This is a genomic window from Vibrio sp. RW (assembly GCF_027587105.1).
GTDB lineage: Bacteria > Pseudomonadota > Gammaproteobacteria > Enterobacterales > Vibrionaceae > Vibrio > Vibrio toranzoniae.
Map to the genome: position 1 here is coordinate 45,279 of NZ_JAPPTM010000021.1, position 15,075 is coordinate 60,353.

14 protein-coding genes are annotated in these 15,075 nt (G+C 44.4%); 2 read left to right on the forward strand and 12 right to left on the reverse strand.

The window, feature by feature from the left end:
* Positions 1 to 16: 16 nt before the first annotated feature.
* From OCT63_RS16380 to rppH, 3 genes are read right to left on the reverse strand one after another with little or no spacing between them, the layout of a single operon-like run.
* Positions 17 to 808, reverse strand: coding sequence for a sulfite exporter TauE/SafE family protein (locus OCT63_RS16380; protein ID WP_161753366.1), 792 nt, complete (start codon positions 806 to 808; stop codon positions 17 to 19).
* A gap of 8 nt (positions 809 to 816) precedes the next feature.
* On the reverse strand, positions 817 to 3,066 hold the full coding sequence (gene ptsP / locus OCT63_RS16385; RefSeq protein WP_060467200.1) for a phosphoenolpyruvate--protein phosphotransferase: 2,250 nt from the start codon (positions 3,064 to 3,066) through the stop codon (positions 817 to 819).
* Between the two features lie 2 nt (positions 3,067 to 3,068).
* The gene (gene rppH / locus OCT63_RS16390) at positions 3,069 to 3,587 is read right to left on the reverse strand and encodes an RNA pyrophosphohydrolase (RefSeq protein ID WP_017056118.1); all 519 of its coding nucleotides are present in this window, start codon (positions 3,585 to 3,587) and stop codon (positions 3,069 to 3,071) included.
* 617 nt (positions 3,588 to 4,204) lie between these two features.
* Here rppH and mutH point away from each other — a divergent pair.
* Positions 4,205 to 4,870 carry a DNA mismatch repair endonuclease MutH gene (gene mutH / locus OCT63_RS16395; RefSeq protein WP_046223927.1) on the forward strand — a complete coding sequence of 222 codons (666 nt, stop codon included), beginning with the start codon at positions 4,205 to 4,207 and terminating at the stop codon, positions 4,868 to 4,870.
* A gap of 44 nt (positions 4,871 to 4,914) precedes the next feature.
* On the opposite strand, the gene OCT63_RS16400 is transcribed toward mutH, so the two are convergent.
* The 9 genes from OCT63_RS16400 to xerD all read right to left on the reverse strand — a co-directional run bounded on the left by OCT63_RS16400 (position 4,915) and on the right by xerD (position 14,354).
* The gene (locus OCT63_RS16400; RefSeq protein WP_046223910.1) at positions 4,915 to 5,226 is read right to left on the reverse strand and encodes a DUF6482 family protein; all 312 of its coding nucleotides are present in this window, start codon (positions 5,224 to 5,226) and stop codon (positions 4,915 to 4,917) included.
* A gap of 193 nt (positions 5,227 to 5,419) precedes the next feature.
* Positions 5,420 to 5,671, reverse strand: coding sequence for a hypothetical protein (locus tag OCT63_RS16405; protein WP_046223909.1), 252 nt, complete (start codon positions 5,669 to 5,671; stop codon positions 5,420 to 5,422).
* Positions 5,672 to 5,780: 109 nt separating this feature from the next.
* Positions 5,781 to 5,903 (reverse strand): hypothetical protein, encoded by a 123-nt coding sequence (locus OCT63_RS16410; protein WP_260167372.1) that lies wholly within the window; start codon positions 5,901 to 5,903, stop codon positions 5,781 to 5,783.
* A 353-nt stretch (positions 5,904 to 6,256) separates the two neighbouring features.
* Positions 6,257 to 7,597, reverse strand: a complete 1,341-nt coding sequence (gene vpsR / locus OCT63_RS16415; protein ID WP_269984068.1) for a cyclic-di-GMP-binding transcriptional regulator VpsR — start codon at positions 7,595 to 7,597, stop codon at positions 6,257 to 6,259.
* A 272-nt stretch (positions 7,598 to 7,869) separates the two neighbouring features.
* Positions 7,870 to 9,402 carry a lysine--tRNA ligase gene (gene lysS, locus OCT63_RS16420; protein WP_046223907.1) on the reverse strand — a complete coding sequence of 511 codons (1,533 nt, stop codon included), beginning with the start codon at positions 9,400 to 9,402 and terminating at the stop codon, positions 7,870 to 7,872.
* An 80-nt stretch (positions 9,403 to 9,482) separates the two neighbouring features.
* A protein-coding gene (gene prfB / locus OCT63_RS16425; protein ID WP_161686311.1) for a peptide chain release factor 2 occupies positions 9,483 to 10,581 on the reverse strand; the annotation gives its coding sequence in 2 pieces (ribosomal slippage) (positions 9,483 to 10,505 and positions 10,507 to 10,581; 1,098 coding nt in all).
* 235 nt (positions 10,582 to 10,816) lie between these two features.
* Positions 10,817 to 12,553, reverse strand: a complete 1,737-nt coding sequence (recJ, locus tag OCT63_RS16430; protein WP_161672872.1) for a single-stranded-DNA-specific exonuclease RecJ — start codon at positions 12,551 to 12,553, stop codon at positions 10,817 to 10,819.
* 80 nt (positions 12,554 to 12,633) lie between these two features.
* Positions 12,634 to 13,413, reverse strand: a complete 780-nt coding sequence (locus OCT63_RS16435) for a thioredoxin fold domain-containing protein (RefSeq protein WP_269984069.1) — start codon at positions 13,411 to 13,413, stop codon at positions 12,634 to 12,636.
* Positions 13,414 to 13,439: 26 nt separating this feature from the next.
* Positions 13,440 to 14,354, reverse strand: coding sequence for a site-specific tyrosine recombinase XerD (xerD, locus tag OCT63_RS16440; RefSeq protein WP_161686315.1), 915 nt, complete (start codon positions 14,352 to 14,354; stop codon positions 13,440 to 13,442).
* A 150-nt stretch (positions 14,355 to 14,504) separates the two neighbouring features.
* Between xerD and fldB the strand changes: the two genes are divergently transcribed.
* Entirely contained in the window at positions 14,505 to 15,026 is a 522-nt protein-coding gene (fldB, locus tag OCT63_RS16445; RefSeq protein ID WP_269984070.1) for a flavodoxin FldB, read from the forward strand.
* The last annotated feature ends 49 nt before the right edge of the window (positions 15,027 to 15,075 follow it).

Consider the following 15,075-nt stretch of genomic DNA (forward strand, 5'->3'; position numbering starts at 1 on the left):
GCTAACAGAAAAGACACTACAGCAGCATTGTGGCTGCTATAAACATTAAAAATACCGCAAAGAATTTCTTTAGCACAGGGGTTGGCAATTGAGTGGCCAGTTTCGCACCAACTCGCGTAGTCAGCACTGAAGTACAAGAAATTGCGACCAAAGCAGGCAGGTAAACATAGCCCAGACTAAACGCTGGAAGATCATCGACAGACGAGCCATGCCAAATAAACCCGAGCATTCCTGAGATAGCGATAACAAAGCCGCACACCGAAGATGACCCTACCGCCTTGCGCATTTCTACACCATGATGGTTAAGAAAAGGCACAGATAAAGATCCACCACCAATGCCCGCTAAGCTTGAGACTAAACCAATACCACCACCGCATAATATAGTTTTTGCAGAGCCTGGCATCGCTTTCTGACTCGTAGAACGAATCGATAACAGCATTTGTAATGCTAATACCAATACAATCACACCAAAGACTTTCGGTAGGTATTGAGCTGGAATTACGTCGGCGACAAAAGAACCGAGAAAACCACCCACTACCACACCTGGCATCAACCATTTAACGACAAACATCTCTACATTACCCAATTTTAAGTGGTTAATCGCAGACGATCCTGACGTAACAATAATGGTCGATAATGAGGTTGCCAATGCCATTTGCATTGCAAACTCTTGAGGGATACCCGCTTTAGGAAGCAAAAACAGTAAGGCAGGAACCACCAGCAAACCACCGCCAATGCCTAGCAACCCCGCTAAAACACCAACAACAGCCCCAAGGCCTGCTAACAAGCCTATTATTTCATATGACACGTTAAATCCTATTTTTTACCTGCTCGAATGAAGCCTGTAAATTCACGCTCTTCGAAATAGTTGAGCATCATACTATAGATGTCACAACCATACGGTTTTGAAAGTGCCTTATTTGCCAGATCTTGCAGTTCACTAAGCTTAGATTGACGAATCAAATATTTAGTCCTTGCGACATTTGAGGTATTCATACTTAACGTCTCATACCCTAATCCAATCAAGAGCAAAGCGCCCATTGGATCACCCGCAAGTTCTCCACATATACACACAGGCAATTGATATTGCTTACAAGTATCATGAATGTGTTTCAATGCCATGATCACTGCAGGGTGCATGGATTCATAGACATCAGAGACGCGGGAATTGTTCCGATCAACCGCCAATAAATATTGAGTTAAATCATTGGTGCCCACCGAAACGAAATCAACTTTATCCGCAATAAGCGGAAGAAGGTAAAGCATTGATGGCACTTCAATCATGATACCGATACGAGGCATACGAACTCGACTGTCGAGCTCATGCACTTCATCGTAGGCTTGCTCGATGAGTTGAACAGTATCATCCAGTTCTTGAGTGCTAGAGATCATTGGCAACAAGATACTCAAATTCTGGCTATCACAACTCGCACGTAACATCGCACGCAACTGGATAATAAATATATCGGGGTGATCGAGCGTAAAGCGAATACCACGCCAGCCAAGAAATGGGTTGTCTTCTTCTATTGGGAAGTAAGGTAATGCCTTATCGCCACCAATATCCAAAGTTCGCATCACAACTTGCTTTTCAGGGTAACTCGCGAGTACAGAGCGATACTGCTTGAACTGTTCGTCTTCTGACGGGAACCTTTGCTGAAGCAAGAAAGAGATTTCGGTTCGATACAGACCAACCCCATCAACACCTTGGTTGATAGCAATGTTGGTATCAGCACTTAATCCCGCATTAAGTAGGATTTCAATTTGCTTGTTATCTTGTGTCTTCGCAGGTAAAGAGAGCTCTCGGCTAACCATAGAAGAGAGCTCACTCTCCTCTAAAATAAACCCTTGGTATTCAATCAGTAAACTCTGAGTCGGCTCAATAAATATCTCACCGCTGTACCCATCAACAATGGCTTGTTTGCCATTCACTTGAGCTAGGTTGAGATTAATGCCCATTACCGAAGGAATGCCAAGCGCACGAGATAAAATCGCCGCATGCGAGTTTGCCGCCCCTTCTAAAGAAATAACAGCCAACAGCTTCTCTTTCGGTATTGAAGCTAATACTGATGCCGTCAACTCACGCACAACCAAAATAATCGGCTTATCGAACGTACGTAACTCCTGTTCTGAGTTATGAAGGAAATAGAGCAACCTTTGACCAAGCTCACGAATATCTTGTGCCCTTTCTCGAAGGTAAACATCAGACATACGAGCAAAACGGTTAGAGTAACTCTCAACAACTTGTCTTAATGCCCAATCGGCCTTATCGCCTTTCTGAATTTGGTTTTTCAGATCCTTACGTAACATCGGATCATTCAGTAAGTGCGTAAACAGGTCAAAGATCGCCAGCGCATCTTTATTAATATCACTATCCAAGCGCTTGCGCATACGCTTAAAATCATTGAGGGCATTTTCAACCGCAACCGCCAACAACTCATGCTCCCTTTCGACATTAAGTGTCGACGCAGGATAAACATCGGTTAATTCAGGCTGCGTGTTATCCCACCACAAATCACCAATCGCCACACCCGATGACGCAGCGACACCTTTAGTCGCAGGCAGCTTTTGCTGCTCTAATAACCAATGACCTTGTGTTTGAGCATGCGCAACAATAACGGCAAGTTGTGCTGAGAGCGTGACGAGAAAAGACTCTTCCATTTCACTGAATAAACGAGGAGACTTCTGTTGAATGACCAATACGCCAAGCACTTGCTTGCGATAGATGATGGGAGTGCCAAGAAAAGAGTGATAAACCTTCTCTCCCAGCTCTGGAAAAAACTTATAATCGGGGTGAGCAGAGGCTTGTGCAAGGTTGATTGGCTCAGCACTTCTTTTGACAAGGCCAACCAGACCTTCGTCAAAACCAATGTGAATACTATTACCTTTAAAGATCAGGCCTTGAGTTGCCATCAACTCAAGGCGCTGCATATCATTATTTGCTAAATAAACGGTGCAGCATTCGGTCTGCATCGCACTGCATGTCTCTTTAACTAAAATATCCAGAGCCGTTGACACATCTTCAACTCTTGATACGTGTTCAACTATTTCCCTTAGTTGACTGAGCATGCTTAACCTCTACGCAATTTGCGTTTTCCTTTTGTTTTTCGCTCTTTAAACGGCATTGCCAAAGATGCGAATTCTTTCATCGCTCGACGATAAACATCTCGCTTAAAAGAAACAACTTGTCGAACTGGGTACCAGTAACTCACCCAACGCCAACCATCAAACTCAGGTGTACTTCCACGCTGCATATTGATACACGATTCATCGCAATCTAAGCGTAAAAGGAACCACTTCTGTTTTTGTCCAATACAGACAGGTTTCGAATCCCACCGAACCAGTCGTTTGGGTAGCTTATAGCGTAACCAATGACGACTTGTCGCGACGATTTTTACATCCTTTTTTGTAAGGCCAACCTCTTCATACAACTCGCGGTACATTGCCTGTTCCGGAGTTTCACCTTCATCAATTCCCCCTTGAGGAAATTGCCATGAATGTTGTCCGTATCGTTTAGCCCAGAAGACCTGACCATGGTTGTTACAGATTACAATACCAACATTTAATCGGTAACCATCGCCATCTATCACTGGCCAACCTCTATCTAAATTTTTAATTACACTGATTTTTCCACATATCCCCAATTGGAGCAAACTTAGTGACGTGACAAGCGCTATATTTATGAATATTAACTAAGAATATGGATAAGTTTTGCTCAAATATTAGTTACCCACACAAGAGTGAGACATAGACCACATTTATTCACCTTTTCTGTGAATAACTATGTGAAGAATTACCAGAAATCGTTTTTTTTAATCCATAAACTCATCAGAACCATAAATAACAAAATAAAAAATAAAAAATAAAAACCTTAAATATCAGCAATATAAAACTTAAACCTGTGTATTTTAGAATTGAAAAACAGCAGAAGATCTTTGAAAAACTCAACATGGTTAAAGATCAATCACCCAGCAGTTTATCCACACTAGTAAGTGAAAGATTCATTTTAAACATCATTTAGCAAGCATTTTATCCCCCACTAAACCCTGTTTATTTATCCACTAAATTAATATTTCAATTAATTACGTTTATGTCCTGTGGATAACCATGAGTTTGATCTCTTTTATAACAAGGAGATCATTTATTAACCACTCGGCATTTGGTGATAACTTCTGATAAAATCGTTTTTTTGATCATACCTTTTATTATGAAACCAGAACCACAAACACAACAAGAGTTATTAGACAGAGCGTATGCGATTGCCGGAATGACTTTTAAAGAGCTCGCGGATGAAGCCGAGATGGTGATGCCAAACGACCTTAAGCGTGATAAAGGTTGGGTTGGACAATTACTGGAATGGCACTTAGGCGCCCCAGCAGGCAGTAAGCCAGAACAAGATTTTGCTAAACTAGGTATCGAGCTTAAAAGCATTCCAATTGGCTATTCTGGAAAGCCACTCGAAACGACCTTTGTTTGTGTCGCCCCACTGATGGGGGTGCAGGGATTAACATGGGAAACCAGCCACGTCCGAAACAAGCTATCTAAAGTATTGTGGATCCCTGTAGAAGGTGAAAGGGAAATTCCATTGGCAGAAAGGCATGTTGGCTCTCCCTTACTCTGGACACCAAACGAAGCTGAAGATGAGCTTCTAAAAAGGGACTGGGAAGAACTGATGGAATTAATCGTGTTAGGTAATGTTGGACAGATAACAGCAAGGCACGGTGAAGCATTGCATCTTCGACCAAAAGCCGCTAACAGCCGAGTGTTAACTGAAGCTTACGGTGCAAGTGGCAAACCCATCAAGACCAAACCACGAGGTTTCTACCTGCGAACTCAATTCACCCATAAATTACTGACAACACACTACGCATAAATAGTAATAACAAACTCTGTTTATAAATACGTTATATACGCTTTCTAATGAGGTTTGAGGGCCAATTCAATATCACAGTAGCTATGACTTGGTTCATTGCCAAACTCTTCATACGCGTTGTGTAAGCGAAGATAGGCCTTTTCAAAGCCGAGCCGGAGTAACTCCTCTTTCACTTGATCTAAAGATCCAAAATGAAGTGGCACGCCGTCTTGTTTTACCGGTTCCAACTTATGTTTGTACTCCACCGCTAATAGATATTCTGAGATATCAGAACAGCCAATAACGTACACTTTGGGTGTTTGATAAGAGTCTTTGTGCTCTCCATGTAACCACATGTCTAATTGATGCTTTTGCATAAACGTTCTCCCCCTGCTCTATAAAGCGTAGTAGAACTCTTTTCCTTTACTAGATAACGGCTTAAAAAAGCAAAAAAGAGAAGCAAGTGCTTCTCTTTTTTATCCAGTTCTAGTTCAAAAGTTTGCACTTTCGACGCCATAACTATCACTGTAAGTTATCTTAGGGGTTGAACGGTGCTATCAACCCCTAAGATTACGTCGGTATTCGCGCACTTAGGACACGACGAAGGTGACGTACTCGACGTTCAATAGTGACAACTTCTGGTTCAGAAAAACCAATCGGTCGACCATCGGCTTCAAGACCAATATCTTTTAATAAATGAGTATTGTTCCAAGGTAGCTCATATGAACTACGGCGAACTTTTCGTTGCCATTCGCGTTCTTCACGACGAAGATCGGCACGGATAAGGATTGTTGCTAATTTTAAATATACTGAGTGACGCATAATAACTCTCCAGTTGTTGGATCAACTGAGGAAAAATAGCGTGTTAGATCGTATGAGGGCTTCTCACTTAGCTGCTATTTTTCCGCAGCCAAATAAGGGTACGGATCTATTAGTTAGGTTTATCTTGGGTGTTTCGATCGGCCATGGCTGATGTTTGTGACATATCAGTCACCATGTCAGTACACGGATCAAAAGACGCGCAAATATGCTGTATAAAATCGAAATGTTTCATTTGCGCCTCCAAGCTAACTAAAAAATCCAAAAAGAAATGGGTAGTAAAAGCAGACAAGTCTTTGTTAAATCGCTGCTTTCACGGTTAAAGTCTAACCAAGTGAGTATATTATTCAACCGATAATTGGTTAACATTTTCAAAACAATGCATTCACCTGAAATATCAGTTGCATATTCATTTATATATAAGATATTCACTATTATTATATAAAATCACAGCATATCTCTCTTAGTGACTGAGAGTTCATCTCTCGATTGTTCGAGCATAAACGCAGCGATTAGCAACAAAAAAGCCACGCATGATGCGTGGCTCTTAAATTTACACTAACAGATTGAATGACTTACAAGAGAGCTCTACACAACACCCTCAGAAATAAGACTGTGTTTATTCAGCAAACGGTACATCGTTGCTCGTGATACGCCAAGCTCCTTAGCCGCCAACGAAACCTGTCCACCGTAAGACTCCAATACAATCAGCAATGCATCGCGCTCTGAACGCTCACGAATACTTTTCAAGCTACGGCGTTCATCATTCTGTTTTGGTAAATCAAGTTGGTGATCTTCGATGATCACCGCATCCGACATCAGAACAGCACGCTTAATCTGATTCATCAGCTCACGGACGTTGCCTGGCCAGTGGTAGCGATTCATAGAACGAATAGCGTCGTCTGAAAAGCTCTTAGCCTGAGCATTAAACTCTTTCGAGTACTCACGCAGGAAATGATTCGCCAGTACCGAAATATCACTCACACGCTCTTTCAGGCTCGGAACATGAATACGCAGAACATTGATGTAGTGATAAAGCTCTTCATTAAAGTCACCTTCAATTAGTGCTTTTTCGATATCAGAAGAGTTCGCAGCAAGAATACGTACATCGACAGATTTTGGTCCGTTCGCTGTTTCAATTTTTCCTTCCTGCAAAAAGCGCAGCAGGTTCAGCTGCTGATTGCGTGGCATCGCCAACACATCATTGAGTAGGATGGTTCCGCCATCGGCTTCTTCTAACATACATGGTGCTGTCGCTTGTTGTGCTGATGCTGAGATACCAAACACTTCGGCTTCAATTCTCATTTCTGACAAGGCGCGGCAATTCACCGTGAGAAATGGTTTCTGTGCTCGCGAAGAGTTTTGATGAATCGAGCGTGCAATCGTCTCTTTGCCTGCCCCACTCTCGCCGTAAATTAAGATACTGACGTCAGTCGGCCCAATACGCTTCACTTGGTCTCTCAAGCGCTTTACAGCCACAGAGTCGCCCAGCAGGCCCATATTGTTGTTAATGCCGTAGTTTGGCCATACCTTCTGCTCAAGCTTAAGCATACCCAACTGGTGACCAATGGTACTCAATAGCTGAGCGTCAGGGATTGGCGCCGTGAAAAAGTCGATACAGAAGTTAACGATAAACTGGCAGATCGTATCAGAGCTTAATTGTGATTCACGAATAAAAGCGAGCCACCTCACCTGTTTGTTATTACTCACAAGGTTAGCAATACCGTTAAGACTGAACTCATCGTGGCTAAGATCAACAATACCAATGCATGGGCCAATGTCAGCAATCAAGGCATCGGCTTTTCGTAAATCCGCACACTGAGTGCATTGCCAACCCACTTGTTCTAATACAGATAACCAAGGTTCGTATGCACCACCAACAACGATAAGAGAACCTGGTAAGGAATCCATCTTAAATTGAGTTCCCATCCTTCTTCCTTATTCTATTTTATTTAAGTCTGGCTAATACGAGTTCCATGATTCTTAATTCTACGAAGTGCCACGAGATCATATTCAGCGCCGATATGTATAGTAGTGAGAACTATCTTAGATTTTCCGTCTCAATAGTAAGACTACGCCAGAAATAATGATTATTCGAATCAAGAGTGCGGTACAGGCTAGGTTTTGAAGCCTAAAAACAGAAAAAGCCATCCGAAGATGGCTTTTTAATTGGATGGGCTGCGACGGCCTGTAAGCAAAAATTACGCTTGTGGACGCATTGCCGGGAACAAGATCACGTCACGGATTGTGTGCGTGTTTGTAAATAGCATTGCTAGACGGTCGATACCGATACCTTGACCCGCTGTTGGCGGTAGACCGTGCTCTAGTGCAGTAATGTAGTCTGCATCGTAGTACATAGCTTCGTCATCGCCTGCGTCTTTCGCGTTAACTTGCGCTTTAAAACGCTCGTCTTGGTCTTGTGCATCGTTAAGCTCAGAGAAACCATTCGCGACTTCACGGCCACCGATGAAGAATTCAAAACGGTCTGTGAAGAACGGGTTGTCATCGCTACGACGAGCTAGAGGAGAGATGTCCGCTGGGTAGCCAGTGATGAACGTTGGTTGAATTAGCTGAGGCTCAGCCGTTTCACCAAAGATCTCTTCAAGAAGCTGGCCACATGTCCAGAACGTTTCTACGTCTACGTGTACAGATTTAGCGATAGCGACCATCTTCTCACGGTCTTGTAGGTCTGCTTCTGTTAACGCTTGAATCTCAGCGTGCTCAGGGTTGTAGTGTTTAATTGCATCGAACATGCTCATGCGAGCGTAAGTGCCACCGAACTCAACCGTTTCGTCACCGTAAGGCATAGAAGTAGAACCAAGAACGTCCATTGCTGCTGTGCTTAACATCTCTTCAGTTAGATCCATTAGATCTTTGTAGTCAGAGTACGCTTGGTAGAATTCCATCATTGTGAATTCTGGATTATGACGTGGAGACAGACCTTCGTTACGGAAGTTACGGTTGATCTCGAATACACGGTCAAAACCACCAACGACTAGACGCTTAAGGTAAAGCTCAGGAGCAACACGTAGGTACATGTCGATGTCTAATGCATTGTGGTGAGTAATGAATGGACGTGCAGTTGCGCCACCCGGGATCACGTGCATCATTGGCGTTTCAACTTCTAGGTAGCCTTTAGCACTCATGAAGTTACGGATTGAAGATACAAGCTTAGAACGCACGATGAATGCATTGCGAGAGTCTTCGTTCACGATTAGGTCAACGTAACGCTGACGGTAACGCATCTCTTGGTCAGTTAGACCGTGGAACTTCTCTGGTAGAGGGCGAAGTGCTTTAGTCAGCAGCTCAAACTCTTCCATGTTTACGTAAAGGTCGCCTTTACCCGATTTGTGAAGCGCACCTTTAACACCGATGATGTCACCGATATCTAGGCCTTGGTACTTCTCTTTCAGTACTTTTTGTACGTCTTTCGCTGCGTATGCTTGGATACGACCAGAAGTTTCTTGAATCGCAAGGAATGGACCACGCTTCGCCATAACACGACCAGCGATCGCAACGATGTGGTTAAGCTCTTCTAGCTCTTCCTTAGTCTTCTCACCGAATTCCGCTTGAAGATCGCCAGCTAGGTGCTCACGACGGAAATCATTTGGATGACCATTTGCTTTGCAGTTTTGGCGGATATGATCCAGCTTGCTACGGCGCTCAGCAATGAGTTTATTTTCTTCAGGTGAAGAAGCTTCTTGTACGTTTTCGTTTTGAACAGCATCAGTCATTAGAGATGTACCTTGCTTTTATAATTTGGACCGCTATATCTTTGCAAATATAGGCATTTTTACAAATATACTTGGTAAGCTTACAGGCCTGATTTCAGGCTAGCTTCAATAAATTTGTCTAAGTCACCGTCAAGAACCGCTTGTGTATTACGGTTTTCGATGCCGGTGCGTAAATCTTTGATACGAGAATCATCCAGTACGTAAGAGCGGATCTGACTGCCCCAACCGATGTCTGATTTCGTTTCTTCGCTCGCCTGTTTTTCAGCATTTTGTTTTTGAATCTCAAGTTCAAAAAGCTTAGCACGTAGCTGCTTCATCGCTTGATCTTTGTTCTTATGCTGCGAACGGTCATTCTGACACTGAACCACGGTGTTAGTCGGAACGTGAGTAATACGTACCGCCGATTCCGTGGTGTTTACGTGCTGACCACCAGCGCCAGAGGCACGGTATACGTCAATACGTAAGTCAGAAGGATTAATGTCGATCGTAATGTTGTCATCAATCTCAGGATAGATAAACGCAGAGGCGAATGAAGTATGACGACGGCCACTTGAATCAAATGGTGACTTACGAACTAGACGGTGAACACCGGTCTCTGTGCGTAACCAACCATAAGCGTACTCACCAGAAATACGTACTGTTGCGCCTTTAAGGCCAGCAACATCACCCTCAGACACTTCGATAACTTCAGTTTTGAAGCCTTTCGAATCTGCCCAACGTAAGTACATACGCAACATCATTGAAGTCCAGTCTTGAGCTTCTGTACCGCCCGAGCCTGACTGCAGATCGATGTAGCAATCTGATGCATCGTGATCACCAGAGAACATACGACGGAATTCCAGCTTCTCTAGCTTAGCTTCTAGCTCAGCCAGTTCTGGTTCAATTTCATCGAACGTTTCTTGATCTTCTTCTTCAACCGCAAGCTCTAGTAGACCATCAACATCCTCAACACCTTGGTCAAGTTGGCCGATCGTCTCTACTACCGCTTCCAATGCAGAACGTTCTTTACCTAGCGCTTGAGCACGCTCAGGTTCGTTCCATACATCCGGTTGTTCTAATTCTGCGTTTACTTCTTCTAGACGCTCTTTCTTAGCGTCATAGTCAAAGATACCCCCTCAGGATATTTGTGCGCTCAGACACATCCTGCAGACGGTTTTTTATAGGATTGATTTCAAACATTTTAGCTCATCATTTATGAGTAGAATTTAACCGGAGAATTGTACTCAAAAGTGTGACGGAGATACAGAATTTTTTAGAGTGGTGAACGAAGATTCAACAACTTAATGGGATATAAAATTGACAGGCAGAAAAAACACGTAAAATTTGTAAGGGAAGGAAGGAAAACAAGCCCTGTTTTTGAACAGAGCTTGCTGAGTTTAGCGCTATACGATGAGCATTATTGATCCAAAAAGAACTATTTGGCTTCGATATGATCAATCATCAGCTGCAACGATTGGTTGCCACGAAATTCGTTAATATCGAGCTTAAATGCAAGGTGAACGGTTTTCACCGAGGCATCAGGCCAGCGGCGTAAATCGACGTTAAAAGCAATACCGTCAATCATCACGTTAGTTGGATGACCTTTGTAGAGCGGCTCTAGCATCAGCTTAAGGTGCTTCTCACCCACCAGCTTTTGGTGCAGCACTTTAAACTCGCCATCAAAGATTGGCTCAGGGAAAGCTTGTCCCCACGGACCTCCTGAACGAAGCGTTTCAGCGGTGTGCATTGAGAACTCTTCAGGTAACAGCTCACCATCAGACAAGATAATGCCCTTCAGTGCTGTTTCTCCAAGTTCATTCTTCACGACATCATTGAACAGCTGACTGAAGCGTTCAAAGTCCTTTTCCATGATGGTTAAGCCCGCCGCCATTGCGTGGCCACCAAACTTTAGAATCAAGCCTGGATTTTGAGTGTCGATACGGTCCAAAGCATCACGCATGTGCAACCCCGGAATTGAACGACAAGAGCCTTTAATACTGCCTTCGCCGCCATCTGCAAACGCAATCACTGGGCGGTGGTATTTGTCTTTGATACGCGAAGCCAAGATACCAATCACACCTTGGTGCCAATCACGTTGGAATAACGCTAAACCTGAAGGCAGATCGTCTTTACCAAATTCAAGGCGCTCACAAAAAGCCATCGCCTCTTGTTTCATGCCCTCTTCAATCTCTTTACGCGTTTGGTTCAAGCCATCCAACTCACTCGCCATTCGACGTGCTGCATGGATGTTGTTACTCATCAGCAATTCAACACCAAAGGACATATCATCTAATCGGCCAGCAGCGTTAATACGAGGACCTAACGCAAAACCAAAATCAGAGGCGACCAAACGCTTAGCGTCTCGCTTGGCAATTTCGATCAAGGCCTGAATACCCGGACGCGCTTTACCCGCGCGAATGCGTTGCAACCCTTGGTGTACCAAGATTCGATTGTTCTCATCGAGTGGCACCACGTCGGCTACGGTGCCTAGCGCCACAAGGTCGATCAACTCCATCAGCTTAGGCTCGGTCATGCCACGCTCTGCAAACCAATTCAGCTTACGCATGTGGACACACAGTGCCATCATCAGGTAGAAGGCCACACCAACCCCCGCCAGGGCTTTGGAAGGAAAAGCACAGCTTTCAAGGTTCGGATTCACCATCGCATCGACCATTGGCAGTTCATTACCCGGCAAGTGGTGATCGGTAACCAGAACTTCCAGTCCTTTCTCTTTGGCAAAACGCACACCTTCAATCGAAGAGACACCGTTATCGACCGTCATGATCACTTCAGCGCCAAGCTCGATTGCCTGTTCGACAACCTCAGGGCTCAAGCCATAACCATCTTCAAAACGGTTTGGTACCAGATAATCGACGTTAGAGCTGCCCAACATACGCAGAGCAAGCACTGACAACGCAGAACTCGTCGCGCCATCGGCATCAAAGTCACCAACAATGATGATGCGTTTTTGCTGCTGAATCGCGTTGAACAACAACTCAACCGCAGCATCGATGCCGCCCAGTTTCTGATAAGAGTGCAAGCCTTTCGCAGCAGTCTCAAGTTGGTCAGCACTGTCGATACCACGACTCACATAGATGCGCTTTAACAAGTCAGGTAAGTGAGCAGGTAAAACTGAAGTGTCGACCTCAGGACGGCGTTGGATCTCTATCATATAAAAATGGGCCCGATATCAATCAGGCCACTCCTTAAATCAAAAACATGGGGGATAAGTTGGCAATACAGAAAACGAGATTATTGCTCTAAACTTTGAAGCAGTTGCGCTGGCGGTAAGTAACCACTCACCAACTCACCACTTTCTAATACGATTGCTGGCGTACCATTGATACCAAGCTCACGGCCTAGTTGGTATTGTTTTGCGATGATCTGTTTCTGCTCAGCAAGGTCTTTACCTGATGCAGGCATCTGACGTTCTACTTTCGCATTGTGCATTGCGGCTTTTGGATCTTCAGAAGCCCAAATTGCTGCCATTTGGCCAGCCACCTGGCCTGTTGCACCTTGGCGTGGGTAAGCCATGTAACGAACGGTAATACCTAGGTCGTTGTAACCCTGCATTTGGCTGTGCAGGCGAACACAGTAGCCACACGTAATATCCGTAAACACAGTCACAACGTGCTTTTCGTTATCCGCTTTATATTCGATAACCGTATCCGACATCGCCGCGACTTTTTCAGCATTCAGCGGCGCTTGACGCTCAGCCAAAACATCGCTGAACTTACCGTTGTCATCCAAAGAGTAAAGTGTGCCCGCTAGAAAGTGATCCCCCTCTGGAGAAGAGAAGATAACGCCGCTGTTGGTTTGAACTTCTAACAGGCCATCGATATCTGAAGGAACGATCTTATCAACTTTGATACCGATTTTTTCAAAACGTTTAGTTAACGCTGCTGTATCAATCGCTTGAGCGGAAGCAACTTCTACGGCTGTTGATGTTGGTTCTACTTTCGCTTCTGATGCATTACATGCAGTAATCATCAGAGGAAGCGCTAATAGAGGAAGACGGCGTAATACGCTCATTAAGTTCACCTTAAAAATAAATGGATTTAAGCACGTGGATGATGCTGAGCGTGAATTTGCTTCAGCCTTTCGGTCGCCACGTGAGTATAAATTTGGGTTGTCGATAAGTCACTATGCCCAAGCAACATCTGTACGACCCTGAGATCGGCACCATAGTTCAGTAAATGCGTCGCAAAAGCGTGTCTTAACACGTGCGGTGACAACAATTCAGTATCGATACCCGCGATAACCGAATAATGCTTAATACGATACCAGAACGTTTGTCGGGTCATTTGCTTAGCACGCCTACTCGGAAAAACGACGTCGGAGCTCTTTTCACCAAGCAGCTGAGGACGACCTTGTTCAATAAACGTCTCGATCCAATCCACAGCATTTTCGCCCATTGGCACCAAGCGCTCTTTACCGCCCTTACCAATAACACGTACCACGCCTTGTCTCAGGCTGATGTTTTCCATCGTCAAACTCACCAGTTCAGTCACACGTAAACCGGTGGCATAGAGTAACTCAAGCATGGCTTTATCGCGAAGCTCGATAGGATCGTTCGGATCCGGCGCATCGAGTAAGGCATCCACTTGTTCTTCGCTCAAATCTTTTGGTAAGCGCTGTGGCAGCTTAGGACTGATCAACAAGGCGCTTGGGTCATCCGCTCTGATTTTCTCGCGGTGTAAGTATTGAAACAGGCGACGAATTGCCGACAACATACGTGCACGAGAAGTCTGCTTAAAATCAGCGTCGGCTAACCAGCCTTGATAATCCTGCAACCCTGAAAGGCTAATAAAATCGAGGCGGTAGTTGTTCTTTTCCATCCAGGTCAGTAGTTTGGACAAATCAGTACGATATGAAACAAGCGTATTCTCAGATAACCCTCGCTCCATCCACATAGCATCTAAAAACTGCTCAACGAGACCGTGGTCTGCGCTCTGCCCTTGAGGCGACTGCATAGTGTTACTCACAATGTTGGAAACTGTTTTGAGAGTATGCCAGAGCAAATATGAATGCCATAAAAATTACGACTTGAGCGGATAATCGCTGCAATCGAAGTCGATTTATGGTTAGAATTCGCCATCTGAAATTAAAATCGAACGTTTGCTATGAAAATTGGATTATTTTACGGCTCAACCACCTGCTACACAGAAATGGCAGCAGAAAAGATTCGCGGCATTATTGGTGAAGACCTAGTTGATATCCATAACGTGAAAGAAAGCCCGCTTTCATTGATGGCTGACTACGATCTTCTGCTGCTCGGTATTTCAACGTGGGACTTCGGTGAAATTCAAGAAGATTGGAATGAACTGTGGGACGACATAGCAACAACGCCAGTTAAAGGCAAAGTTGTGGCACTGTTTGGTTTGGGTGACCAAGAAGGTTACGGCGAATGGTTCTTAGATGCGATGGGGCTCTTGCATGACGAACTGAAAACCGCCGGTGCAAAGTTTGTTGGCTTCTGGCCAAACGATGACAGCTACGATTTCGAAGCGTCTAAAGCGTTAACAGAAGACCAATCACAATTCGTAGGCTTAGCTCTCGATGAAGATTCACAGTACGAACTGAGCGACGAACGTATCGCAACTTGGGTAGAACAAGTTCTGGTTGAGTACAGCGAAAAACTATAAGCACACATACGCTCTCAAACACCTGTTCATGTAAGATGAAGCAGAATAA

What these genes read in the sequence shown, in the direction of transcription:
- recJ (WP_161672872.1), bottom strand. Translation starts at nt 12,553, where the DNA reads ATGATAGAGATCCAACGCCGTCCTGAGGTCGACACTTCAGTTTTACCT.
- OCT63_RS16400 (WP_046223910.1), bottom strand. Translation starts at nt 5,226, where the DNA reads ATGCAAAAGCATCAATTAGACATGTGGTTACATGGAGAGCACAAAGAC.
- OCT63_RS16410 (WP_260167372.1), bottom strand. Translation starts at nt 5,903, where the DNA reads ATGAAACATTTCGATTTTATACAGCATATTTGCGCGTCTTTTGATCCG.
- xerD (WP_161686315.1), bottom strand. Translation starts at nt 14,354, where the DNA reads ATGCAGTCGCCTCAAGGGCAGAGCGCAGACCACGGTCTCGTTGAGCAG.
- ptsP (WP_060467200.1), bottom strand. Translation starts at nt 3,066, where the DNA reads ATGCTCAGTCAACTAAGGGAAATAGTTGAACACGTATCAAGAGTTGAA.
- mutH (WP_046223927.1), top strand. Translation starts at nt 4,205, where the DNA reads ATGAAACCAGAACCACAAACACAACAAGAGTTATTAGACAGAGCGTAT.
- vpsR (WP_269984068.1), bottom strand. Translation starts at nt 7,597, where the DNA reads ATGGGAACTCAATTTAAGATGGATTCCTTACCAGGTTCTCTTATCGTT.
- OCT63_RS16405 (WP_046223909.1), bottom strand. Translation starts at nt 5,671, where the DNA reads ATGCGTCACTCAGTATATTTAAAATTAGCAACAATCCTTATCCGTGCC.
- fldB (WP_269984070.1), top strand. Translation starts at nt 14,505, where the DNA reads ATGAAAATTGGATTATTTTACGGCTCAACCACCTGCTACACAGAAATG.
- OCT63_RS16435 (WP_269984069.1), bottom strand. Translation starts at nt 13,413, where the DNA reads ATGAGCGTATTACGCCGTCTTCCTCTATTAGCGCTTCCTCTGATGATT.
- lysS (WP_046223907.1), bottom strand. Translation starts at nt 9,402, where the DNA reads ATGACTGATGCTGTTCAAAACGAAAACGTACAAGAAGCTTCTTCACCT.